Source organism: Singulisphaera acidiphila DSM 18658 (genome assembly GCF_000242455.2).
GTDB lineage: Bacteria > Planctomycetota > Planctomycetia > Isosphaerales > Isosphaeraceae > Singulisphaera > Singulisphaera acidiphila.
Genome location: NC_019892.1, coordinates 9,101,501 through 9,118,507, shown reverse-complemented (window position 1 = coordinate 9,118,507; position 17,007 = coordinate 9,101,501). Strand labels below are relative to the sequence as shown.

At 63.0% G+C, this 17,007-nt stretch carries 13 protein-coding genes; 6 read left to right on the top strand and 7 right to left on the bottom strand.

Features of this window, described 5'->3' with window-relative positions:
- Positions 1–173 precede the first annotated feature (173 nt).
- From SINAC_RS35250 to SINAC_RS35240, 3 genes are all read left to right on the top strand, one after another.
- Positions 174–1,574, top strand: a complete 1,401-nt coding sequence (locus tag SINAC_RS35250) for a cystathionine beta-synthase (RefSeq protein WP_015250314.1) — start codon at positions 174–176, stop codon at positions 1,572–1,574.
- 73 nt (positions 1,575–1,647) lie between these two features.
- Positions 1,648–2,808, top strand: a complete 1,161-nt coding sequence (locus SINAC_RS35245; RefSeq protein ID WP_015250313.1) for a cystathionine gamma-synthase — start codon at positions 1,648–1,650, stop codon at positions 2,806–2,808.
- Between the two features lie 395 nt (positions 2,809–3,203).
- Complete coding sequence (locus SINAC_RS35240; protein ID WP_015250312.1) at positions 3,204–3,614, top strand: RrF2 family transcriptional regulator; 411 nt, start codon at positions 3,204–3,206, stop codon at positions 3,612–3,614.
- A 121-nt stretch (positions 3,615–3,735) separates the two neighbouring features.
- Here the strand turns inward: SINAC_RS35240 and SINAC_RS35235 are convergent, their stop codons facing one another.
- The 3 genes from SINAC_RS35235 to SINAC_RS35225 all read right to left on the bottom strand — a co-directional run bounded on the left by SINAC_RS35235 (position 3,736) and on the right by SINAC_RS35225 (position 9,060).
- Positions 3,736–4,551 carry a hypothetical protein gene (locus SINAC_RS35235; protein WP_015250311.1) on the bottom strand — a complete coding sequence of 272 codons (816 nt, stop codon included), beginning with the start codon at positions 4,549–4,551 and terminating at the stop codon, positions 3,736–3,738.
- A 19-nt stretch (positions 4,552–4,570) separates the two neighbouring features.
- Positions 4,571–6,136: an FAD-dependent monooxygenase gene (locus tag SINAC_RS35230; protein ID WP_015250310.1), complete on the bottom strand. Its 1,566-nt coding sequence runs from the start codon at positions 6,134–6,136 to the stop codon at positions 4,571–4,573.
- 185 nt (positions 6,137–6,321) lie between these two features.
- Positions 6,322–9,060, bottom strand: coding sequence for a response regulator (locus SINAC_RS35225; RefSeq protein WP_015250309.1), 2,739 nt, complete (start codon positions 9,058–9,060; stop codon positions 6,322–6,324).
- 378 nt (positions 9,061–9,438) lie between these two features.
- Between SINAC_RS35225 and SINAC_RS35220 the strand changes: the two genes are divergently transcribed.
- The 3 genes from SINAC_RS35220 to SINAC_RS41465 all read left to right on the top strand — a co-directional run bounded on the left by SINAC_RS35220 (position 9,439) and on the right by SINAC_RS41465 (position 13,445).
- Positions 9,439–10,881: a sigma-54-dependent transcriptional regulator gene (locus tag SINAC_RS35220; protein ID WP_015250308.1), complete on the top strand. Its 1,443-nt coding sequence runs from the start codon at positions 9,439–9,441 to the stop codon at positions 10,879–10,881.
- 1,051 nt (positions 10,882–11,932) lie between these two features.
- Positions 11,933–12,940 (top strand): sigma-70 family RNA polymerase sigma factor, encoded by a 1,008-nt coding sequence (locus tag SINAC_RS35215; protein WP_015250307.1) that lies wholly within the window; start codon positions 11,933–11,935, stop codon positions 12,938–12,940.
- 349 nt (positions 12,941–13,289) lie between these two features.
- Positions 13,290–13,445, top strand: coding sequence for a hypothetical protein (locus tag SINAC_RS41465; protein ID WP_237722718.1), 156 nt, complete (start codon positions 13,290–13,292; stop codon positions 13,443–13,445).
- Positions 13,446–13,636: 191 nt separating this feature from the next.
- Here SINAC_RS41465 and SINAC_RS39325 read toward each other — a convergent pair whose 3' ends face one another.
- From SINAC_RS39325 to SINAC_RS35190, 4 genes are all read right to left on the bottom strand, one after another.
- Positions 13,637–14,110 carry a hypothetical protein gene (locus tag SINAC_RS39325; RefSeq protein WP_015250305.1) on the bottom strand — a complete coding sequence of 158 codons (474 nt, stop codon included), beginning with the start codon at positions 14,108–14,110 and terminating at the stop codon, positions 13,637–13,639.
- Positions 14,111–14,856: 746 nt separating this feature from the next.
- Positions 14,857–15,042 (bottom strand): YezD family protein, encoded by a 186-nt coding sequence (locus SINAC_RS35200; protein ID WP_015250304.1) that lies wholly within the window; start codon positions 15,040–15,042, stop codon positions 14,857–14,859.
- 305 nt (positions 15,043–15,347) lie between these two features.
- Complete coding sequence (locus SINAC_RS35195) at positions 15,348–16,142, bottom strand: SDR family NAD(P)-dependent oxidoreductase (protein ID WP_015250303.1); 795 nt, start codon at positions 16,140–16,142, stop codon at positions 15,348–15,350.
- A gap of 200 nt (positions 16,143–16,342) precedes the next feature.
- Positions 16,343–16,957: an FMN-binding negative transcriptional regulator gene (locus tag SINAC_RS35190; protein WP_015250302.1), complete on the bottom strand. Its 615-nt coding sequence runs from the start codon at positions 16,955–16,957 to the stop codon at positions 16,343–16,345.
- Positions 16,958–17,007 lie beyond the last annotated feature (50 nt).

Genomic DNA, 17,007 nt, shown 5'->3' with positions numbered 1-17,007 from the left:
AGGCTTGATTAATCTCGACGGGGTCGATCAAGATAGGGGTGTTCTCTTGAAGTCCGTGAAGCCAGTGGACCGATGGTGAGAGTTGGCGAGGGACCGCCGGACGCACCTTTGCCGGATCTCGGGCCGTCGCGATATGCCGCGGTCGCTTTTTCCCAGGTGGAGGGGAGCCTGAGATGGAAAAAGAGCAGGGGGTCAGGATGGCAACCGATCTCGAGACGGGGACGACCGGGCAGAGCTTGCTCGACTATGTCGGCAAGACACCGCTCGTCCGGCTCCTCCGCCTGGGCGAAGGGCTCCCGGCGCAGGTCTGGGCCAAGGTCGAGGGGAATAACCCGGGCGGGAGTATCAAGGACCGCGTCGGGATTGCGATGATCGACGAGGCCGAGCGCACGGGGCGGCTCGGGCCGGGCGGCACGATCATCGAGGCGACGGCGGGCAACACCGGGGTCGGGCTGGCGATGGCCGCGGCCATCAAGGGCTATCGCTGCATCTTCGTCCTGCCCGACAAGATGAGCGATGAGAAGATCCGCCTGCTCAAAGCCTATGGCGCTGAGATTGTGATCACGCCTACGGGCGTTCCCCCCGACTCTCCCGAGAGCTACAACGGCGTCGCCGACCGCCTGGCACGCGAGGTCCCCGGCGCCTGGCGCCCGAACCAGTTCGGCAACCTGGCGAATCCCGAAATCCATTACCGCACCACCGGTCCGGAGATCTGGGAGCAGACCAAGGGGCGGATCACCGCCTTCGTCGCGGGGGTCGGCACCGGCGGGACGATCTCCGGCGTCGGCCGCTACCTCAAAGAGCAAAACCCCGAGGTTCGGATCATCGGGGCCGACCCCGAAGGCTCGGTCCTCTCGGGCGATTCCCCTCGCCCCTGGAAGGTTGAGGGGATCGGTGAGGACTTCGTGCCCAAGACGCTCAACGGTCAGATGGTCGACGAGTGGGTCCGGGTCGGTGACGCCGAGTCGTTTCACACCGCCCGGGCCTTGGCGAGGCGCGAGGGGATCCTCGCCGGCGGATCGAGCGGTACGGCCGTGGCCGCTGCTCTCCGCTATGCCCGGCGGCTCGGCCCCGACGACCTGATCGTGGCGCTCTGCCCCGACACGGGGCGGAACTATATGAGCAAGTTTTTTGACGATCGCTGGCTGGCCGAGCAGCACCTGGGGTGGGACGTTCCGCCACCGCATACGGTGGCCGACCTGCTCCGGACCCGCGGCTTGCGGGCCTTGGTCTCGGTCCGGCCGGAAGATACGGTTGCGATGGCGGTCGAACTCTTGCAGTCGGTTGGGATCTCGCAGTTGCCGGTGCTCCGCGACGGCCAGGCGGTCGGGAGCATTCAGGAGATTACGCTCGCCCGCGCCTTGCACGACGGCGGTGACCCGAGCAAGGTCACCTTGGGCGAGATCATGGCGCGGCCCTTGCCGCAGGTCGATGTCTCGGTCCATCTCGACGAGGCCTATCGCCTTCTCTTGGCCGGCAATACGGGGGTCTTGGCCGTCTCGGACGGGATCGTTCTCGATATCATTACGCGGATCGATCTGGTCCAGTACTGGAACAAGTCGCCCGGCCGCTGAGGCTTTCCCATCGAAGCGCGGGTGGTATGGTCGGCAACTCACACCCGCGGAGTTTTCCAGCGAAAGAAGACCCATGACCGAAGAAGCGTCGCGCCCCCTCGGTTTTTCGACCCTCGCCATTCACGAAGGCCAAGGTGCCGATCCCGCCACGGGAGCGACCGTGGTGCCGATCTACGCCACCTCGACATTCACCCAAGAGGCGCCTGGAGAGCACAAGGGTTACGAGTACTCGCGCAGCGGTAACCCGACCCGCGCGGCTCTGGAGAGCTGTCTCGCCGCCCTCGAAGGGGGAGAGCAGGGGTTGGCGTTCGCGTCAGGCCTGGCCGCCAGCACGGCGGTCCTCTTGACCTTGAAGCCCGGGGATGAAGTGGTCGCCGCGTCCGACCTGTACGGCGGGACCTACCGGCTGCTGGAGCGGGTTTTCAAGCAGTGGGGGCTGATTCCCCGCTACACCGACGACATCAACCCCGAAGGGTTTGCCCGCGCCGTCACGCCCGCCACGAAGCTCGTCTGGATCGAAACGCCGACCAACCCCCTGCTGCAAGTTCTCGACATTGCGGCGATCGCCGAGATTGCGCACCGGGCCGGGGCCTTGCTCGCGGTGGATAACACGTTTGCCTCCCCTTACTTGCAACAGCCGCTCCGCCTGGGTGCTGACATCGTGGTGCATAGCACGACCAAGTATCTGGGCGGCCACTCCGACGTGGTCGGTGGAGCCGTGATCGGTTCGCGTGCCCTCCTCGAGCCGATTCGGTTCTATCAGAACGCCGCGGGAGGGGTCCCCGGCCCCTTCGACTCCTGGCTGGTGCTCCGAGGCGCGAAGACCCTCGCGGTTCGGATGGACCGGCATTGCGCCAACGCCGCGCAACTCGCTCCTTGGCTGGCCGAGCAGCCTGGAGTGGACCGGGTCTATTATCCGGGCCTTCCCTCGCACCCGAACCACGACCTGGCCCGTCGGCAGATGCGTGACTTCGGCGGCATGATCAGCATCAGCCTTGCCGGCGGGGGGGAGGCGGCCAAGCGCTTGCTCACGCGCACCAAGCTCTTCAGCCTGGCCGAGAGCCTGGGCGGAGTCGAGTCACTGATCAGCCACCCGGCCACCATGACCCACGCCAGCATCCCGGCCGAGATCCGCAAGGCACGCGGCGTCGATGACGGCCTGGTCCGCCTGAGCGTCGGCATTGAAGACGTAGCCGACCTCCAAGAAGACCTGCGCCAGGCCTTCGCCTCTTAAGAACTGTCGTCGTATCGACGCGATGGCCTGCCCGCTGAGATTGCCTTCGGGCAGGCGAGGAGTGCCAGCTTCTCGCCTGCCATCGAAATCGAGAAGCCGCTCTCACCCCGGCGCTCAGCCTGCCTCCGTCCCTAACCATCACCAACGCAGAAGAATTCTCGCCCCCTCTCCCGCTTTTTGGCAATAAGCCGCACTAAGCTAGTCGACATTGTAGGATATAACTTGACTTAATCGGTCGGGATTAGTAAGATCCGGCTTAGACTGAAGGTCCGTTTGGGTGATGAAGCCATTGGGGCCTGCCAAGGGAAAGATTGTGGTCTGGGAGCTTGAGGGGCCGTTACTCATGCATTTTGGTTTCAGACCCCCTTGTACGCCTTGTCGGGAGGGATACCGCGATGAAGCTCTCGGCCAAGGTTGAATATGCCTGTTTGGCGATCATTGCGCTTGCGCGGCAGGATCAGGACGAGGTGCCGGTCCGTGCCCGGGTGATTGCCGAGGGGAACGGGATTCCGGAGAAGTATCTGGTGCAGATCTTGCTCCAGCTCAAGGCCGCGAACCTGGTTCGGAGCACACGCGGGTCGCTGGGGGGGTATCGCTTGGCTCGGCCTGCTCAGACGATCTCCCTGCTCGAGGTCATTCACGCGATCGAAGGGCCAGACCAGTCTCCCCGCGAGGAGCAAAACCTGGCCTCACGCGTCCTGGCCGCCGTCCTCGATCGCATTCGCTCCGCAGAGCGACTCGTACTTGCGCAAACCTCCATGGCGCAGCTCGCCGATCTCTCCTCGCCCCATGACTGGGTGATCTGAAATGAAGCGGGGACGTTTGACCCGTCATGCGCCCACGGGGACCTTTGCTTGCGTTCTTACCGCTGGTGCCGGCCGACGTCTCCCTTTCTTGTTATGCGAACTCGCTGATGCGTGTTCTCTGCTAGCTATGTAGTTGCCACTTGGTCCGCGTGTAGGCGACGCGAAACCCGTTCGTCTCGGCGTTCCGCTGCGACTGGCTCCCTGGCGACGCCCCCATCATGGCGATCCGGCAGCCCTGTTCCGCAGCGAACCGGAGCCGTGCGTCGAGCAGCGCGAGCTGACCACCCCGTCGCCGACCTTCAGTCACGGTACTCGCTCCGGCGAGGATGGCGACATCATTGAACACGTACAGCATCCCAGTGGAGATCGCCCTGCCGTTTAGCTCGGCGAGGAATGGGAATCCGCCCCTCGCGTTCGTGCATATTCGTCCGAGGTCGAGCATGAACGCTGCGAGCCCCTCGCCTTCAGTGGCCCACCCTGCGACCGCGGTCCGCGCCCAGAGTTCCGATTCACCCGGCCCGATGACTCGCGTGGTCACGTCTCTGTTCAGTTTCGGGTTGGGCGGCATCTCGTTCTCGATCTTTCGGACCATCACACTGGTCTGCTCGCATGGCAGGTAGCTGCGGTCTCCAAGCAGTCGAAGGAGGCCGGCATCCGTCAGCGGGCTCACCTCGTGGAATACCGGTGCATTGTGCCGACGAAAGAACGCCTCGATGGTGTCGAGGGTTTCGCCCGTGGCGGCCTCGAACAGCCCCAGCCCGAACGTCTGGGGCACGGGCGAACTCGGCCCGTCGAAGAGAGCATACGCGCCCGCCACCTCGATCCATTCCGCACCGATGTCGGGCACCAGCGCGGCGCGCGATTCGACGAAGGCGGCATTGGCGAGGGCCTCGGTGCGTTCGAGTTTTTGTGACAACTCGCGGTCGGAGTACATCATTGGCTTATTCCAAAGGGGTTCATCCTGTCCTGGCGGGCGTCACCAATTTCAGGTAATTGCCAAGTCGCTCCTCGGCACTTCCGGGGCCGTCTGTCATCAAGCCGATATAGCCGTCCGGTCGGATCAAGACGAGCTGTTGTCCTACGGTGATCGGGTCGAGCCCAAAACCGTGGTGGATGTGCCCTTCGTTGTCGATAAGGTCGCCCGCTCGCCCGACCCGGATCACCGGGAACCGATTGGTAACCTCAGCGGGATGCGGACCTTCGCCGAACGAAAGCAGCGTAAAATGCGGCCCGCGAAAGATGTCGAAGAGGCGCGTCGGATTCCCTGCGGCGTCATGGCAGGGGGCGTCCGGTGCCCGGTCACCCGCCCTGACAGAACCCGGCTCGGCACGGTCATCCCACGCCAGCGGCCCGCCTCGGTAGTTCAACGAGAGCTGGGACAGCTTGTGGCCCGGCGACGGCTCGGTATCGGCCGGCGGCCCCTTGAAGTCCTGACGATGCCACCGGGTGGTGAGTCCGAGGAGGTCGGCAGCGATCGGCATCCGCTCGGCTTCGTAGGTGTCAAGCAAGTCGGCAGGGGCACCGGAGAGCACGGCCCCGAGCTTCCAGCCGAGGTTGTAAGCGTCCTGCACGCTCGTGTTCAGCCCCTGCCCGCCGGCCGACGAGTGGACGTGGGCCGCGTCTCCCGCCAAGAACACCCGGCCCACCCGAAACCGGTCGGCCATGCGGACGTTCACCCGGTACAGGGAAATCCACCGCAGATCGTGCAGCCGGATGTCCGTCCGCCCTGATCGCCGCTCCAACTCGACCTGCATCCCTTCCAGCGTCAGGTCGGGCACCGCGTCGGCGGTCACGTTCACGACGAGTTGGAAGTAATCCGTGACTGGCAGACCCCACAGGGAGAACCGGTCGGCGCTGCCCGTGCTGCCGGCTCGCGTCAATAGGTGGCAGTGGTCGTGGTCCAGCGGGCCGTCCACTCGAACATCGCCAATGATCGTCCGCTCGGTCTCGAACGTCTCGCCGGCAAACCCGACGCCGAGGGCCTTGCGGACGAAGCTTCGTCCACCGTCAGTGCCGATAAGGTAGTCGCAGCGAATCTGTTCCGGCACACCTCCGCGGGCGACGGTGGCCGAGACGCCGTCTGCATCTTGGGTGAAGGCAACGAGTTCGGTGGACAGTTCGACGCGGCCGCCGAGCTGCTCCAGGCGGGCGGCGAGAATCTCGTCCGTCCGCCACTGCGGAATGATCCAGGCGGAAGGGTACGGAATGTCGGGGGTCGGCACCGGCTCACGGATGCCCAACATCTGGGCTAGCGAGCGGTCCCACGCGACCTGGTCGTTGGCGTAGCAACGGAAGCCCGGGAATGGTGCGCCCGAAGCGACGATGGCATCTATTACGCCGAGGTCGTCGAAAACTTCGAGCGTCCGTGGCTGGAGGCCTTTCCCGCGGGAGCCGATGAACAGCCAGTCAGCTTTGTCGATGACTCGTAAACGGACGCCGCGGCGGGCAAGGTCACAGGCAAGGGTGAGGCCGGCAGGCCCAGCACCGACGATCAGGACGGGTACCGAGTGTTCTTCGCTCAAAACGACGGCCTCTGTGCGCGTGGGTTAGGGATAAGGACAGTCGGGCAAGGAAAAGGTTCACGCTCCGATGAAAGGGCCGGACTACTGCTTCCCCCGCCCCGCCACTCTCGGGTCCACTATCCGCGGTCAGCCATATGTGGGCGGCGACTTGTTCGCTGGCAGAGAACGAGCCGCGGGGTCGATTGTCAGTCTTCCCTTTGACGCTGTAATTGCTCGATCGAGAGGTTATCCAGCAACGGACCGAGTTGGTGGATCATCGCGGTCAGGCCCTCGAGGATCGAGGGGGCGGCATCGAATTGCTCGCTGGTTCCGATCGCTTCGAGTTTCAGGGCCGTCTGGGCGGCGGTCGTCGAGAAGGTGGAGAGCAGACCACGCAGATGGTGGGCCGCTTCACGCAACCGCGCCGGGTCCTCCTCCTGGATCGCCTCGCGGACCCGTGCGAGGGAGTCGGGGGTCTTAGCCTGGAAGACCCGACAGAGCTTTTCGAGCAACATGGCATCGTCGTCGCAGGCCGCCCGCAAGGCGCCCGGGTCGAGCAGATCCTCGGGTGGTGGAGGCGAAGGCAGGGGAGGGGACAACTCGGGCCGGTTGGCCAGCACGCGGTCGATCACTGCGAAGAGGGCGGAGGCGCGGATCGGCTTGGCCAGATAGTCGTCCATCCCTGCCTCTAAGCAACGCTCGCGGTCCCCCTTCATCGCCAGGGCGGTCATCGCGATCACCGGCAGGTGCTCGCCGGTGGACTGCTCGCGTTGACGGACGGCCTCGATCACTTGGAATCCATCGAATTCGGGCATGTGGACGTCGAGGAGCGACAGGTCGAAGTCGTGCCGATCGATGGCGTTGAGTGCCTCCAGGCCGTCACCGACGACCACGACGTCGTGTCCGCGTCGGCGCAGCAGATGCTCGACGAGCTCCTGGTTGAGGGGGTTGTCCTCGGCCACCAGCACGCGGAGCCGAGATCCGGATTCGGCCGGGTCGACGGGGACAGGAGACGTCGTGGTCGCCGTCGGGGCGGCCGGTTCGGCGGGCGTCGGGCGGGACAGGACCCGATGGATGATCTCCAACAGCTCTTCCTGCTGGACCGGCTTCATTGTGTACGCCGCAATGCCCAACGTGCGGTAACGGGCGATGTCTCCATGCAGGTCTTCGGAGGTCAGCAAGATGATCCGGCTGGCCGACAGCTCGGGACTCTGGAGGATGCTCGCGGCGAGGGCCAGGCCATCGGTGCCGGGCATCCTTGCGTCGAGCAAGACGAGCGAGAAGGGCCGGCCCAGGGCGACCCCTCGCCATAAGGCGTCCAGGGCCTTGAGGCCATCGCCGACCGATGTCGGATCGGTTTTCCAGCTCCGCAGCCATTCTTCGAGGATGTGGCGGTTGGTTGCATTGTCATCGACGATCAGGATGCGTAAGCCGTGGAGGTCGGTCAGCGGCCGTTCGAAGGGGTGGTCGATCGGGTGCGGGTGTTCGGCGAAGTGAACCGTGAAGCAGAAGGTGCTGCCCCGGCCAGGGACGCTCTCGACCGTGATCTGGCCCCCCATCAGCGCCACCAACTGTGAGGCGATCGAGAGTCCGAGGCCGGTTCCCCCGTACTTTCGTGTGGTCGACGAGTCCTGTTGCTCGAAGGCTTGGAAGATCTTCTGCTGTTTGTCGAGCGGGATGCCGATGCCGGTGTCTACGATCGAGAAGAGCAACCCCGGCGGAATCGAATCCTTCGTCCCGGGCGCCGGGACGGTCTCGACCCGGACGACGATTTCGCCTTGTTCGGTGAACTTGATGGCGTTGCCGATGAGGTTCAGGAGGACCTGCCGGAGCCGGCCCGCGTCACCGATCAGGGCGTCGGGGACGTCGGGCTGGATCTGGCAGACCAGCTCCAGCCCTTTGCGATGGGCGCGGAAGGCCAGGGCCCGCAGGGTCTCGCCAAGGACGCGTCGGAGCGAGAAGTCGGCGAAGTCGAGTTCGAGCTTGCCGGCCTCGATCTTGGAGAAGTCGAGCAGGTCGTTGATCACGCTCAAGAGGGCGTCGGCCGAGGTCTTGACTGTCGCGAGATACTTGCGCTGTTCGTCGGTCAGCGGCGTGTCGAGGGTCAGCTCGGTCATGCCGAGGATGGCGTTCATGGGAGTGCGGATTTCGTGGCTGACGTTGGCCAGGAACGCGTCTTTGGCCCGGTTCGCCGCCTCGGCCGTTTCCTTGGCGAGTCGCAGTTCCTCCTCGGCGTGTTTGGCCTGGGTGACGTCCCGCGCGATGCCGTAAATCAACCCGGTCCGCGGTTCGGGGGAGGCGGACCAGACGAGGTGTCTGTAAGAGCCGTGGGTGTCGCGGTAGCGGTTCTCGAAGGCGAGGGTGGGGATGCCTGCGGAAAGCGTCTGCATTTCGCCGAGCGTGGTGTCGACGTCATCCGGGTGGACGAACTGGATGAACGGATGCGTGACCAGGTCCTCCTCCGCCCACCCCAGAACGTGGTGGAAGGCGGGGTTGACCCGCTTGAAGAAACCGTCGGTGCCGGCGATGCAGAGCAGGTCGAGGGAGAGGTTGAAGAACTTCTCCAGCACCTCTTCGGCCTGGCGGCGTTCGTCCGCCAGGATCCGGCGCCAGGCTTGGTGCAGGGCTTCGCTCAGGCCGCTGATGACCGTGCCGATCAGGAGGAAAAGCGGGAGAGCGCTCGCGTCGCCGACGCCTTTAACTCGAAACGAGTAAAGCGGTTCGACAAAAAAGAAGAGCACGGCCAGGGCGCTGAGCGTGGTCGCCATGAACCCGGGCCAGAAGCCACCGAGATACGCGGCGATCAGGATCGCCGGGAAGAACGTCATGTACAGGACCCTGTCTCCCAGCAGCTCTGCGAAGTGCCACTGGATCATGATCGAGACCGCAATGTTCAGGAACGTGATGCCGTAGGCCAGTCGTCGGGCGCGGGGGGTGTCGTGCATGCCGACCTCAGAGGGCCATGCGGCCCTTGATCAAGACAGACGCCGATCGCGTGCGAGGATCGCATCCAGAGCTAGCTTCATGTTACCCGACCGCAGGGGGCGGGAACACTGGGCATGCTCATTCGACAGATCGGCGAGCGCCATGAGGGCGAGCGCGGGGGCCGAAGTGAGAAGGACGCCCGTCTCGTGATGCAGTTGGCGTTCAGGAGGAGTAAGATCAAGAGATCGCTTCAACCCGATGGCGAGGGCTCTTTGTGCGAGTTTGTTCCGTGAGGTCCGGAATTGAGCGGAGCAGCTTCATTGGCGGATCGCCTTCGGGTGGCGAAGCGGTGGTTCAGCCGGCGTCTCGAAGTTGAGACGCCTCCTCCGAGGTGCACCATGGCCAGCGTGTTGCTCGTCGACGACAACCCGGCGCTGATCCAGGAACAATTGGCCCACATCTTCTGCGAGGCCGGCCATGAGATCGGCGTGGCCTTGACCGGGCAGGACGGGGTCCGCCAGGCCGCTGCGCGGAAGCCGGACGTCATCCTGCTCGACCTCCGGCTGCCCGATATCTCCGGGCTGGACGTCTACCAACGGCTCCGCCAGGTCGATGCTCGGATCCCGGTCATCTTCATCACCGACGCGACGAATGCCGACTCTGCGATCGAGGCGATGAAGCAGGGGGCCTACGACTACCTCTCCAAGCCGGTCGACCTCCGGCGGCTCCGCCTCGTGCTTGGCCAGGCGATGGAACTGTCGCGACTGGCCCGCGAGCCGGCCGAGGTCGCCGAGACGCCTCCTGACGAGGATCGCGGTGACTCGATCATCGGCCGTTGCCCGCCCATGATCGAAGTTTACAAGGCGATCGGCCGGGTTGCCGGTCAGGATGTGACCGTGCTCATCACCGGTGAGAGCGGCACCGGTAAGGAATTGGTGGCACGGGCCATCTACCAGCACAGTACGCGGGCCCTGGCGCCGTTCCTGGCCATCAATTGCGCCGCCATCCCCGAACTGCTCCAGGAGAGCGAGCTGTTCGGCCACGAGAAGGGGGCTTTTACCGGCGCCGACCGCAAACGCATCGGTAAATTCGAACAATGCAACGGCGGCACGATCTTCCTCGACGAGGTTGGCGACATGCCGCTGGCGACCCAGGCCAAGATGCTGCGGCTCTTGCAAGAGCAGACCTTCGAGCGGGTTGGCGGCAACGAGACGGTTCGGACGGACGTTCGGCTGATCGCAGCGACCAACCACGACCTGGAATCGCTCGCCTCGGAAGGGAAGTATCGCCTCGATCTGATCTACCGGCTGAGTGGGTTCACGATCCACCTCCCACCGTTGCGCGAACGGGGCGATGACCAACCGCTCTTGGTGCAGCACTACATGCGACGGTTCAACCGGCAGCTCGGGCGCGAACTCAGGGAGATCACCCCGGAGGCGATGAAGAAGCTCCGCGAGTATTCCTGGCCGGGGAACATTCGCGAGTTGCAGAGCGTTCTGAAGCAGGCGATGCTGCGGTCGACCGGCCCCGTACTGGTCCCCGAATTCCTCCCCGATCTCGGGCCTCCCAAGCTCGGCGCGGCGGCAGCGGTCGAGGTTGCGCCGCGGATCGAAACCTGGATCGAGCAGCGGCTCCAGGCCGGTGGGGGTGACCTGTACCAGGAGGTGCATCAGCATGTCGACCGGTATCTCCTGGCACAAGTGCTTCGAATGACCGATGGGAACCAACTGCAAGCCGTCCGGATCCTTGGGATCGCGCCTCGGACGCTTCGGCTGAAGCTCCGTGAGCTGGGCCTCTCCATCACCCGATCCGTCGAGGAGAGCAAGGATGACTCGGCTTGAAGGGGGCCTCTCCCGCGCCGAGGTAGGACCGTTCTCACCAGCCAGGTCAGAAAACTCCTAGGGACCCCGGATGGTGGTCACTCCTGGGACTCGATCCTCCGTTGGATTTCGTGGTCGATCTCGCCTGCGATTGAGAGGAAAGCTCGCTCGACCTAAAGTCTTCTGAGGTTGGGATTTGGGTTGCCGAAAAGGCGGTCGAGTCTGCGTGGAAATCCCTGCGCCATTAAAAAATGCGACGCACGGCACATGCCTTGGCACACCCGATGCGAGATAGCCATTATCGTTGCGATCGGCCGCGAAGATCAGGCGTCCGAGGTTCCCCGAAGTCCTTGGTTCGATCTCAGTTTTGTCGAGGCTGCACGCGGTGCTCTTTCATCAGATAGGCAAATAGGCAAAAACAGAAAATCGTGAATTTTTGTGATTTTGATGGAGCGGGCCTTTTGCCGATGTGTGATCTTTGCTTTTGCCTCGGGTGTTTGTAAGGAATACGCCCTGACACGATGTGAGGGGCAGGGCAGGGAGTTTCTGTTCACTAAATCGTCTTGATCGATCCCGAGGAGGGGTAGCGGAGAAAGAGGGCTGGCGCGGATCGATGTTTCCGGGTCGATATGGCCCTGGCATCACGGTCGTGGTGCGCATCGGGACCGCCGGAGGGTGGGCGATCGACTTTTTTTGAGGTTTTTTACTTCCGAAGTTTGGCCCACACCGGAACGGTCGGGGCTCTTCGCACGAGGGAGGTATGCCGTGGATGCGACGCGAGCGAGGCGAACCCGAGACCGAACCCGACAGGCCTGGTATGCACGCCACCGGCAGCGGCGGTTCGCCCGCTTCCTGGGGTTTGACGAAAGAGCAAGGGCCCCGATCCCGCCCACCGCGGACGGTGCCAACCACGCCTCGGCCGCATGATTTTCGATGAGCACGTTTCTTTGTAGCCCCAAAGAGACTGCAAAATGCGGACGTCGTTATCGGATCCGTTTGACACGTTGAGGTTTTGAGTCTGGACCCGCCCGCCCCCCCATCGCCGGAATCCACGCACCCCGGAGACTCAAGCATGAGCGGCCTCTCGCTGACGACTTGCGGCCCGTCGTCCTTCTGGGGGATGTCCGGCCGAGGTCCTGGTCCAAGCATTTCGATCGAGACCAAAGAGGTAACCCGCGCCCACCGCGACCCGTCCGCCGACGCGATTCGGGCTCGCCGCCTCTTCGACGCTGACCTCTCTTACATCGTCCACCCCAGCTTTGACGACCCGGGCGCCGAGGACGCAATTCTTGCCTCGATGCCCACGTCAGCCGTGGCTCAAGCCTCGCGCCGTGGCAAAGCTCCCACGGGGATATCACCTTACTTGGCCAGCCTCTACGACGAGGCCCCGCTCCTGACGCGCGAGCAGGAGGCCCATCTCTTCCGCAAGATGAACTACCTGAAGTTTCGCGCCAGCCGACTCCGCGCCCAGATCGACCCGGATCGCGCGCGAGCCGTGGACCTGGAGACGCTCGAACGCGATCTGGAAGCGGCGCTGGCGATCAGGATCCAACTCGTGCGGGCCAACCTGCGCCTGGTCGTTTCGATCGCCAGTCGGAATCTCGGCCCCCACGACGATCTGTTCGAGCGGGTCAGCGATGGGAATGTCGTCCTCTTCCGAGCGGTCGAATTGTTCGACTCCTCGCGCGGCAACAAGTTCAGCACCTATGCGACCTGGGCGATCCGCAATCAATTGGCGCGGGCCGCTCAGGCCAAGCATCATCGCCAGTCGCGTTTCCTTCTTGGCCAAGAGGAAGTCCTCGCCATCGCCGCCGATCCTCGCACCGAAGCCGTCGACCCGTCGGACCTCCAAGAGCAGCGGCAAGCGGCCGTTGCGCGGTTGCTCGCCCGGCTCGGTGACCGCGAGCGGCGAGTCCTTGTCGGCCGCTACGGAATCGGAGGCGCCTGCGAGCAGACGCTGACGCAACTGGGCCAGGAACTCGGGATTACGAGGGAACGCGTCCGCCAGATCGAGGCCCGCGCCCAGGATAAGCTCCGTGGGCTCGCCCGCGCCCACGAGCTGGCCCCGTTGCTCGCCTGATCTTTCTCTCAAAATACGTTAATTCAATCGTTAAAGTCGGGAAACCCCTCGAGGTCGTGGCCTCGAGGCAGAGTTTTCCGACTTTTTCGTTTTGAGATACGCTTTGGGCGGGCGGATTGGGGTGATTTTAAGTCTCAGTGTGGAAACGAGTTCGAAGAAAATGGAAAAAGAGATTTGCCTTAATGGTAATCAAGTCGATAATGTATGTGGAGAATGAAGCCAAGCGGCGACCCGCTTCGCCCTCCTGGAGTTTTATCCCATGACTGCCCCTCGGTTCTTTGGTGAAGGTGAGATTGGATCCATCCCGCGTTCCCGAGCGACAGCGACGGAGATTTCGGTCCAGGGGTTCATGGCGTGTTCTCCTCTCATGATGATGGGGCGATTCGGCGAGCCGGGCTTCTTCAGCATGGGGGCTCAGGAACTCTATCGCCTCGCCTACGAGCAGGCGAAGGCCTGCGTCGCTCCGCCTTGGCATCTCCAGAGCCTGCTCTCCGGCACCAACTAAATCGTGCGAACGATCCCGAAACAACGCGAGCCGGCCGCCCCAAAGAGATCAAGGGCGGCCGGCTCGTTGTGTATTCTGTTGGCCCGTCGGCGCGGCGATCTTCGATCGTGGCGGCCTTTGGTAGGTTCGCAGTGAAGCGAGACTCTGTTTCCCGCCTGCGACTTCGGTTCAGATCGCTTTCGCGGTTTCGCTCAGCAACCGCAGCAGACGGGTGTGCCATTCATCATAACGCAGCAGGTGCAGCCTGCCTTCATCATGGTGGCGCAGCAGTCGCAGCAGGCCTGAATCATGGCGGCGCAGGCTTCGTCGCCACTGGTGCAGGTGATGCAGCACCCGTCCTCGATCATCTCGCACTTGCACATGCCCATCATGAGGTTGCAAGAGCAGACCATCATGCCGTTCATCATCATGCAGCAAGAGACCATGCCGCCGGCAAGCATGGTGCAGAGGTTCTGCATCATGGAGCAGGCCATCTTGTCGTCGCAGGCGCAACTGATCTTCATCCCGCCCGGGCACTTCTCCATTTTGATCGTGCAGCGGGGCACCATCATCATGTTCATGCCGGTCGGCATCGTGGAGGGGTTGCCCATCATGCCGGTGTTCATGCCAGGCATGCCCGTCGTCGGCGCCGTCATTCCCATCCGCTCCATCATGGCAGTCATCATCGTCTTTGCATCCTTCCCGGTTCGGATTGCAGACTCCGAGGCCCGACACCGGGCCCTCCTCTGTCCGGCAGTATAGAGAAAGAGGCCGCGGAGATTCAATCGGAATTTAAAAAATATGGGAAAACCATTATGACTTACCTGGTCATGTTGGTGAGGATTGTGGAGGCGGGATGTCTCGATTTCTCTGAGGATTCCCCTGACTCTCGGGCAAATGTCCTTATCTCCCGAACTCGCCAGGTAGACCATGCCAGCCATCTTCAAGTTCTCTCTTCCAATCTCAAGGAAGACAGGGATCTTGCATTCGTAAGGCGGAATGGGGATTGGTCCGACACCGTTCACGATGTCGGACCAATCCCCTGGGTTTTCCACTCTTGTTTTTAACGTGTCGACTCGCTCAGGCGAAGATTTTGTTTGCGACGTGGCCGGCCATGTCGGTCAGCCGGAAGCTGCGGGCTGCGTAGCGGTGGATCCGTTTTTCGTGATCCAGGCCCACTAGAACGAGCATGATCGCGTTGATTTTATTTGTAGGAATGTGCTGTTCTGTGACGTGCCCGTCAGTCCCATTGTGATGCGAAGCAGGAGGACGAAGATCGGGGCCGGCGAGGGCCGGCCATTCGAGGGGACTGCGGGCCTACGAAACTCCAAGCTCGTCCATGTGCCTCTGGGGAGACCCGTCCGCAACTTGTGGGGCCGAAGTTCAACGCGCCTCTCGAGAACGAGTCGGCGACAGGAATTGAGCGGCCGACTCAGCGCAGCCGCTGCTTTTCGACACGCTCGATCTGAACAATAACGCCGTCTTGGATGATGACGCGGACTTCGCCGAATCGAATCCCCCCGACGGCTTGACGGACCTGCTCCAGGTCGAAGTCCGCCGCGAGCGTTCCTCGGGCGGCTCGTGCGTCATCCCGAACCGAGATCGCCTTGTTCGACATCGCTCACCTCGTCTTCCTCGCAGGACCGGATCTCACATCTCTGATCCCGTCATTCCCATCCGCATTTCCTGCCGGTTTGCGAACCTCAGCCACATTATTCCCAGCCCAAGTCGACCGGTCAAGATCGATATCGACATTCTTGATCGAATTGCTAGAGATTAGTTTTTTTGCGCGGAACGAGCTTTGTTTTTCGAGGTCGGTGGCTCGCCCTTTCTTTGTTTGAGAATCGAATCAAGGCCGCAAGGACGGCGCGAGGCTGTGGCGACCGTCCTGTTGGGGGATTGCAGAGGGATCAGGGCAAAGGCTCAGGCGATGGCACGGATGACGCCGCCGTCGACGCGAAGCGCGGCGCCGTTGGTTGCGGAGGCGAGTGGGCTGCTCACGAACACGATCATGTTCGCGACTTCCTCGACGGTGCCGAATCGTTGGATTAGTGAGGTGGGGCGGGCTGTCTTGAAGAACTCGGCCTCGACCACTTTTCGGTCCACGCCCTGCTGTTTCGCCAGATCGGCCACGAAGGTGCCCACCCCTTCCGACTCGGTCGGTCCGGGCAGGACCGAGTTGACCGTCACCCCGGTCCCGATGGTGGTCTCGGCCACCCCTCGGGCGATGGCCAACTGGGCGGTCTTGGTCATCCCATAGTGAATCATCTCGGCGGGGATCTGGATCGCCGACTCGCTGGAGACGAACACGATCCGGCCCCAACCGCGGCTCTTCATCCCCAGCAGGTAGTGGCGGCTGAGCCGGACCCCGCTCATGACGTTGGTCTCGAAGAAGCGGAACCAGTCAGCGTCGGGGATCTCCTCGAACGGCTTCGGCTCGAATATGCCCATGTTGTTGATCAGGATATCTGCATCGGGAACCAGGCCGATAAGTTGAGCCACCCCTTCGGCCGTGGAGAGGTCGGCTGCGACCCCTGAGACTTGCCCACTCTCGCCGAGCCCCTGGATTGTTTGGATCGCCTCCTCAACCCGACGGCTCGTGCGCCCATTGATCACGACGGAGGCTCCCTCGCGAACCAAGGCCGCCGCCGTGGCCAACCCGATCCCCGCAGTTGAACCGGTGACAAGCGCGCGCTTTCCTCGGAGCTGCAAGTCCATGGTCTCTCTCCGTCGTGGGGCCAACTGATGAAGCGAATCGTCCAGGCTACGATACCGTCGGAGAGCGTTCGTTTCCTTTGTAAGTTCTCCGGAAATGCAGCCTGAAGAGAAAACCACAAAGACAGGAGCGATCAGTTCCCTCTTTTTTATTTTTTTATGTGGAGTGCCCCTCTCGAGAACGGATCGCTTTCGCGTCAGACTCAAGGCAAACCCTCGGCCATGAGGGCGGCGATGGCCTGCGAATTCTCATCGGACTGTTCGGAGAGGGCCCGAACCACGCGTGCTCTCCGCTCCTCCGGCTGGTTCTGCGACAGCTTCCACTTTCCTTCGAGCTTACGAATCTCGACGCGGAAGCCCACGATCGCCTTGAGCATCGCGTCGATGTGGGCGCCCGACTCGTCGAAAGTCCAGGGCGACTCCCGCGAACCCTCATAGGTCTGCACGCTCTTGCGGAGGATTTCCAGGAGGGCGTCACGCTCCTGGATGATCTGGAACGAGCCGTAGGCGTGGACGGCCACGTAGTTCCAGGTGGGCACCATCCGCTCGGCCTCGTACCAGGAGGGCGAAATATAAACGTGGGGACCGGAGAAGACGACGAGGGCCTCTCCCTCGTTCTGCCGCCATTGGGGGTTCGCTCGGGCCATGTGCCCGATCAAGTGGCCATGCGGCCCGGCCTTGGGGTCGAGCATGAGGGGCAAATGGCTGGCCATCAACGCACCTTCGGCCTGCGTCGTTAGCAGAGCGAAGCTGTTCTGCCGCATAAATTCATGCAGCTTGTTTGTGTCATTCTCGACATTAAAAGAAGGGGCATACACGTGTCCGGGCTCCGAGTTTGCTGGCGGTTCGCAAAAGGTGCAGAGGGAAG

Excerpts from the sequence above, each read along its gene's own strand:
- SINAC_RS35250 (WP_015250314.1), top strand. The coding sequence starts at position 174 with ATGGAAAAAGAGCAGGGGGTCAGGATGGCAACCGATCTCGAGACGGGG.
- SINAC_RS35235 (WP_015250311.1), bottom strand. The coding sequence starts at position 4,551 with ATGATGTACTCCGACCGCGAGTTGTCACAAAAACTCGAACGCACCGAG.
- SINAC_RS35245 (WP_015250313.1), top strand. The coding sequence starts at position 1,648 with ATGACCGAAGAAGCGTCGCGCCCCCTCGGTTTTTCGACCCTCGCCATT.
- SINAC_RS35200 (WP_015250304.1), bottom strand. The coding sequence starts at position 15,042 with ATGTCGAACAAGGCGATCTCGGTTCGGGATGACGCACGAGCCGCCCGA.
- SINAC_RS35240 (WP_015250312.1), top strand. The coding sequence starts at position 3,204 with ATGAAGCTCTCGGCCAAGGTTGAATATGCCTGTTTGGCGATCATTGCG.
- SINAC_RS35215 (WP_015250307.1), top strand. The coding sequence starts at position 11,933 with ATGAGCGGCCTCTCGCTGACGACTTGCGGCCCGTCGTCCTTCTGGGGG.
- SINAC_RS35195 (WP_015250303.1), bottom strand. The coding sequence starts at position 16,142 with ATGGACTTGCAGCTCCGAGGAAAGCGCGCGCTTGTCACCGGTTCAACT.
- SINAC_RS39325 (WP_015250305.1), bottom strand. The coding sequence starts at position 14,110 with ATGATGACTGCCATGATGGAGCGGATGGGAATGACGGCGCCGACGACG.
- SINAC_RS35225 (WP_015250309.1), bottom strand. The coding sequence starts at position 9,060 with ATGCACGACACCCCCCGCGCCCGACGACTGGCCTACGGCATCACGTTC.
- SINAC_RS35220 (WP_015250308.1), top strand. The coding sequence starts at position 9,439 with ATGGCCAGCGTGTTGCTCGTCGACGACAACCCGGCGCTGATCCAGGAA.
- SINAC_RS41465 (WP_237722718.1), top strand. The coding sequence starts at position 13,290 with ATGGCGTGTTCTCCTCTCATGATGATGGGGCGATTCGGCGAGCCGGGC.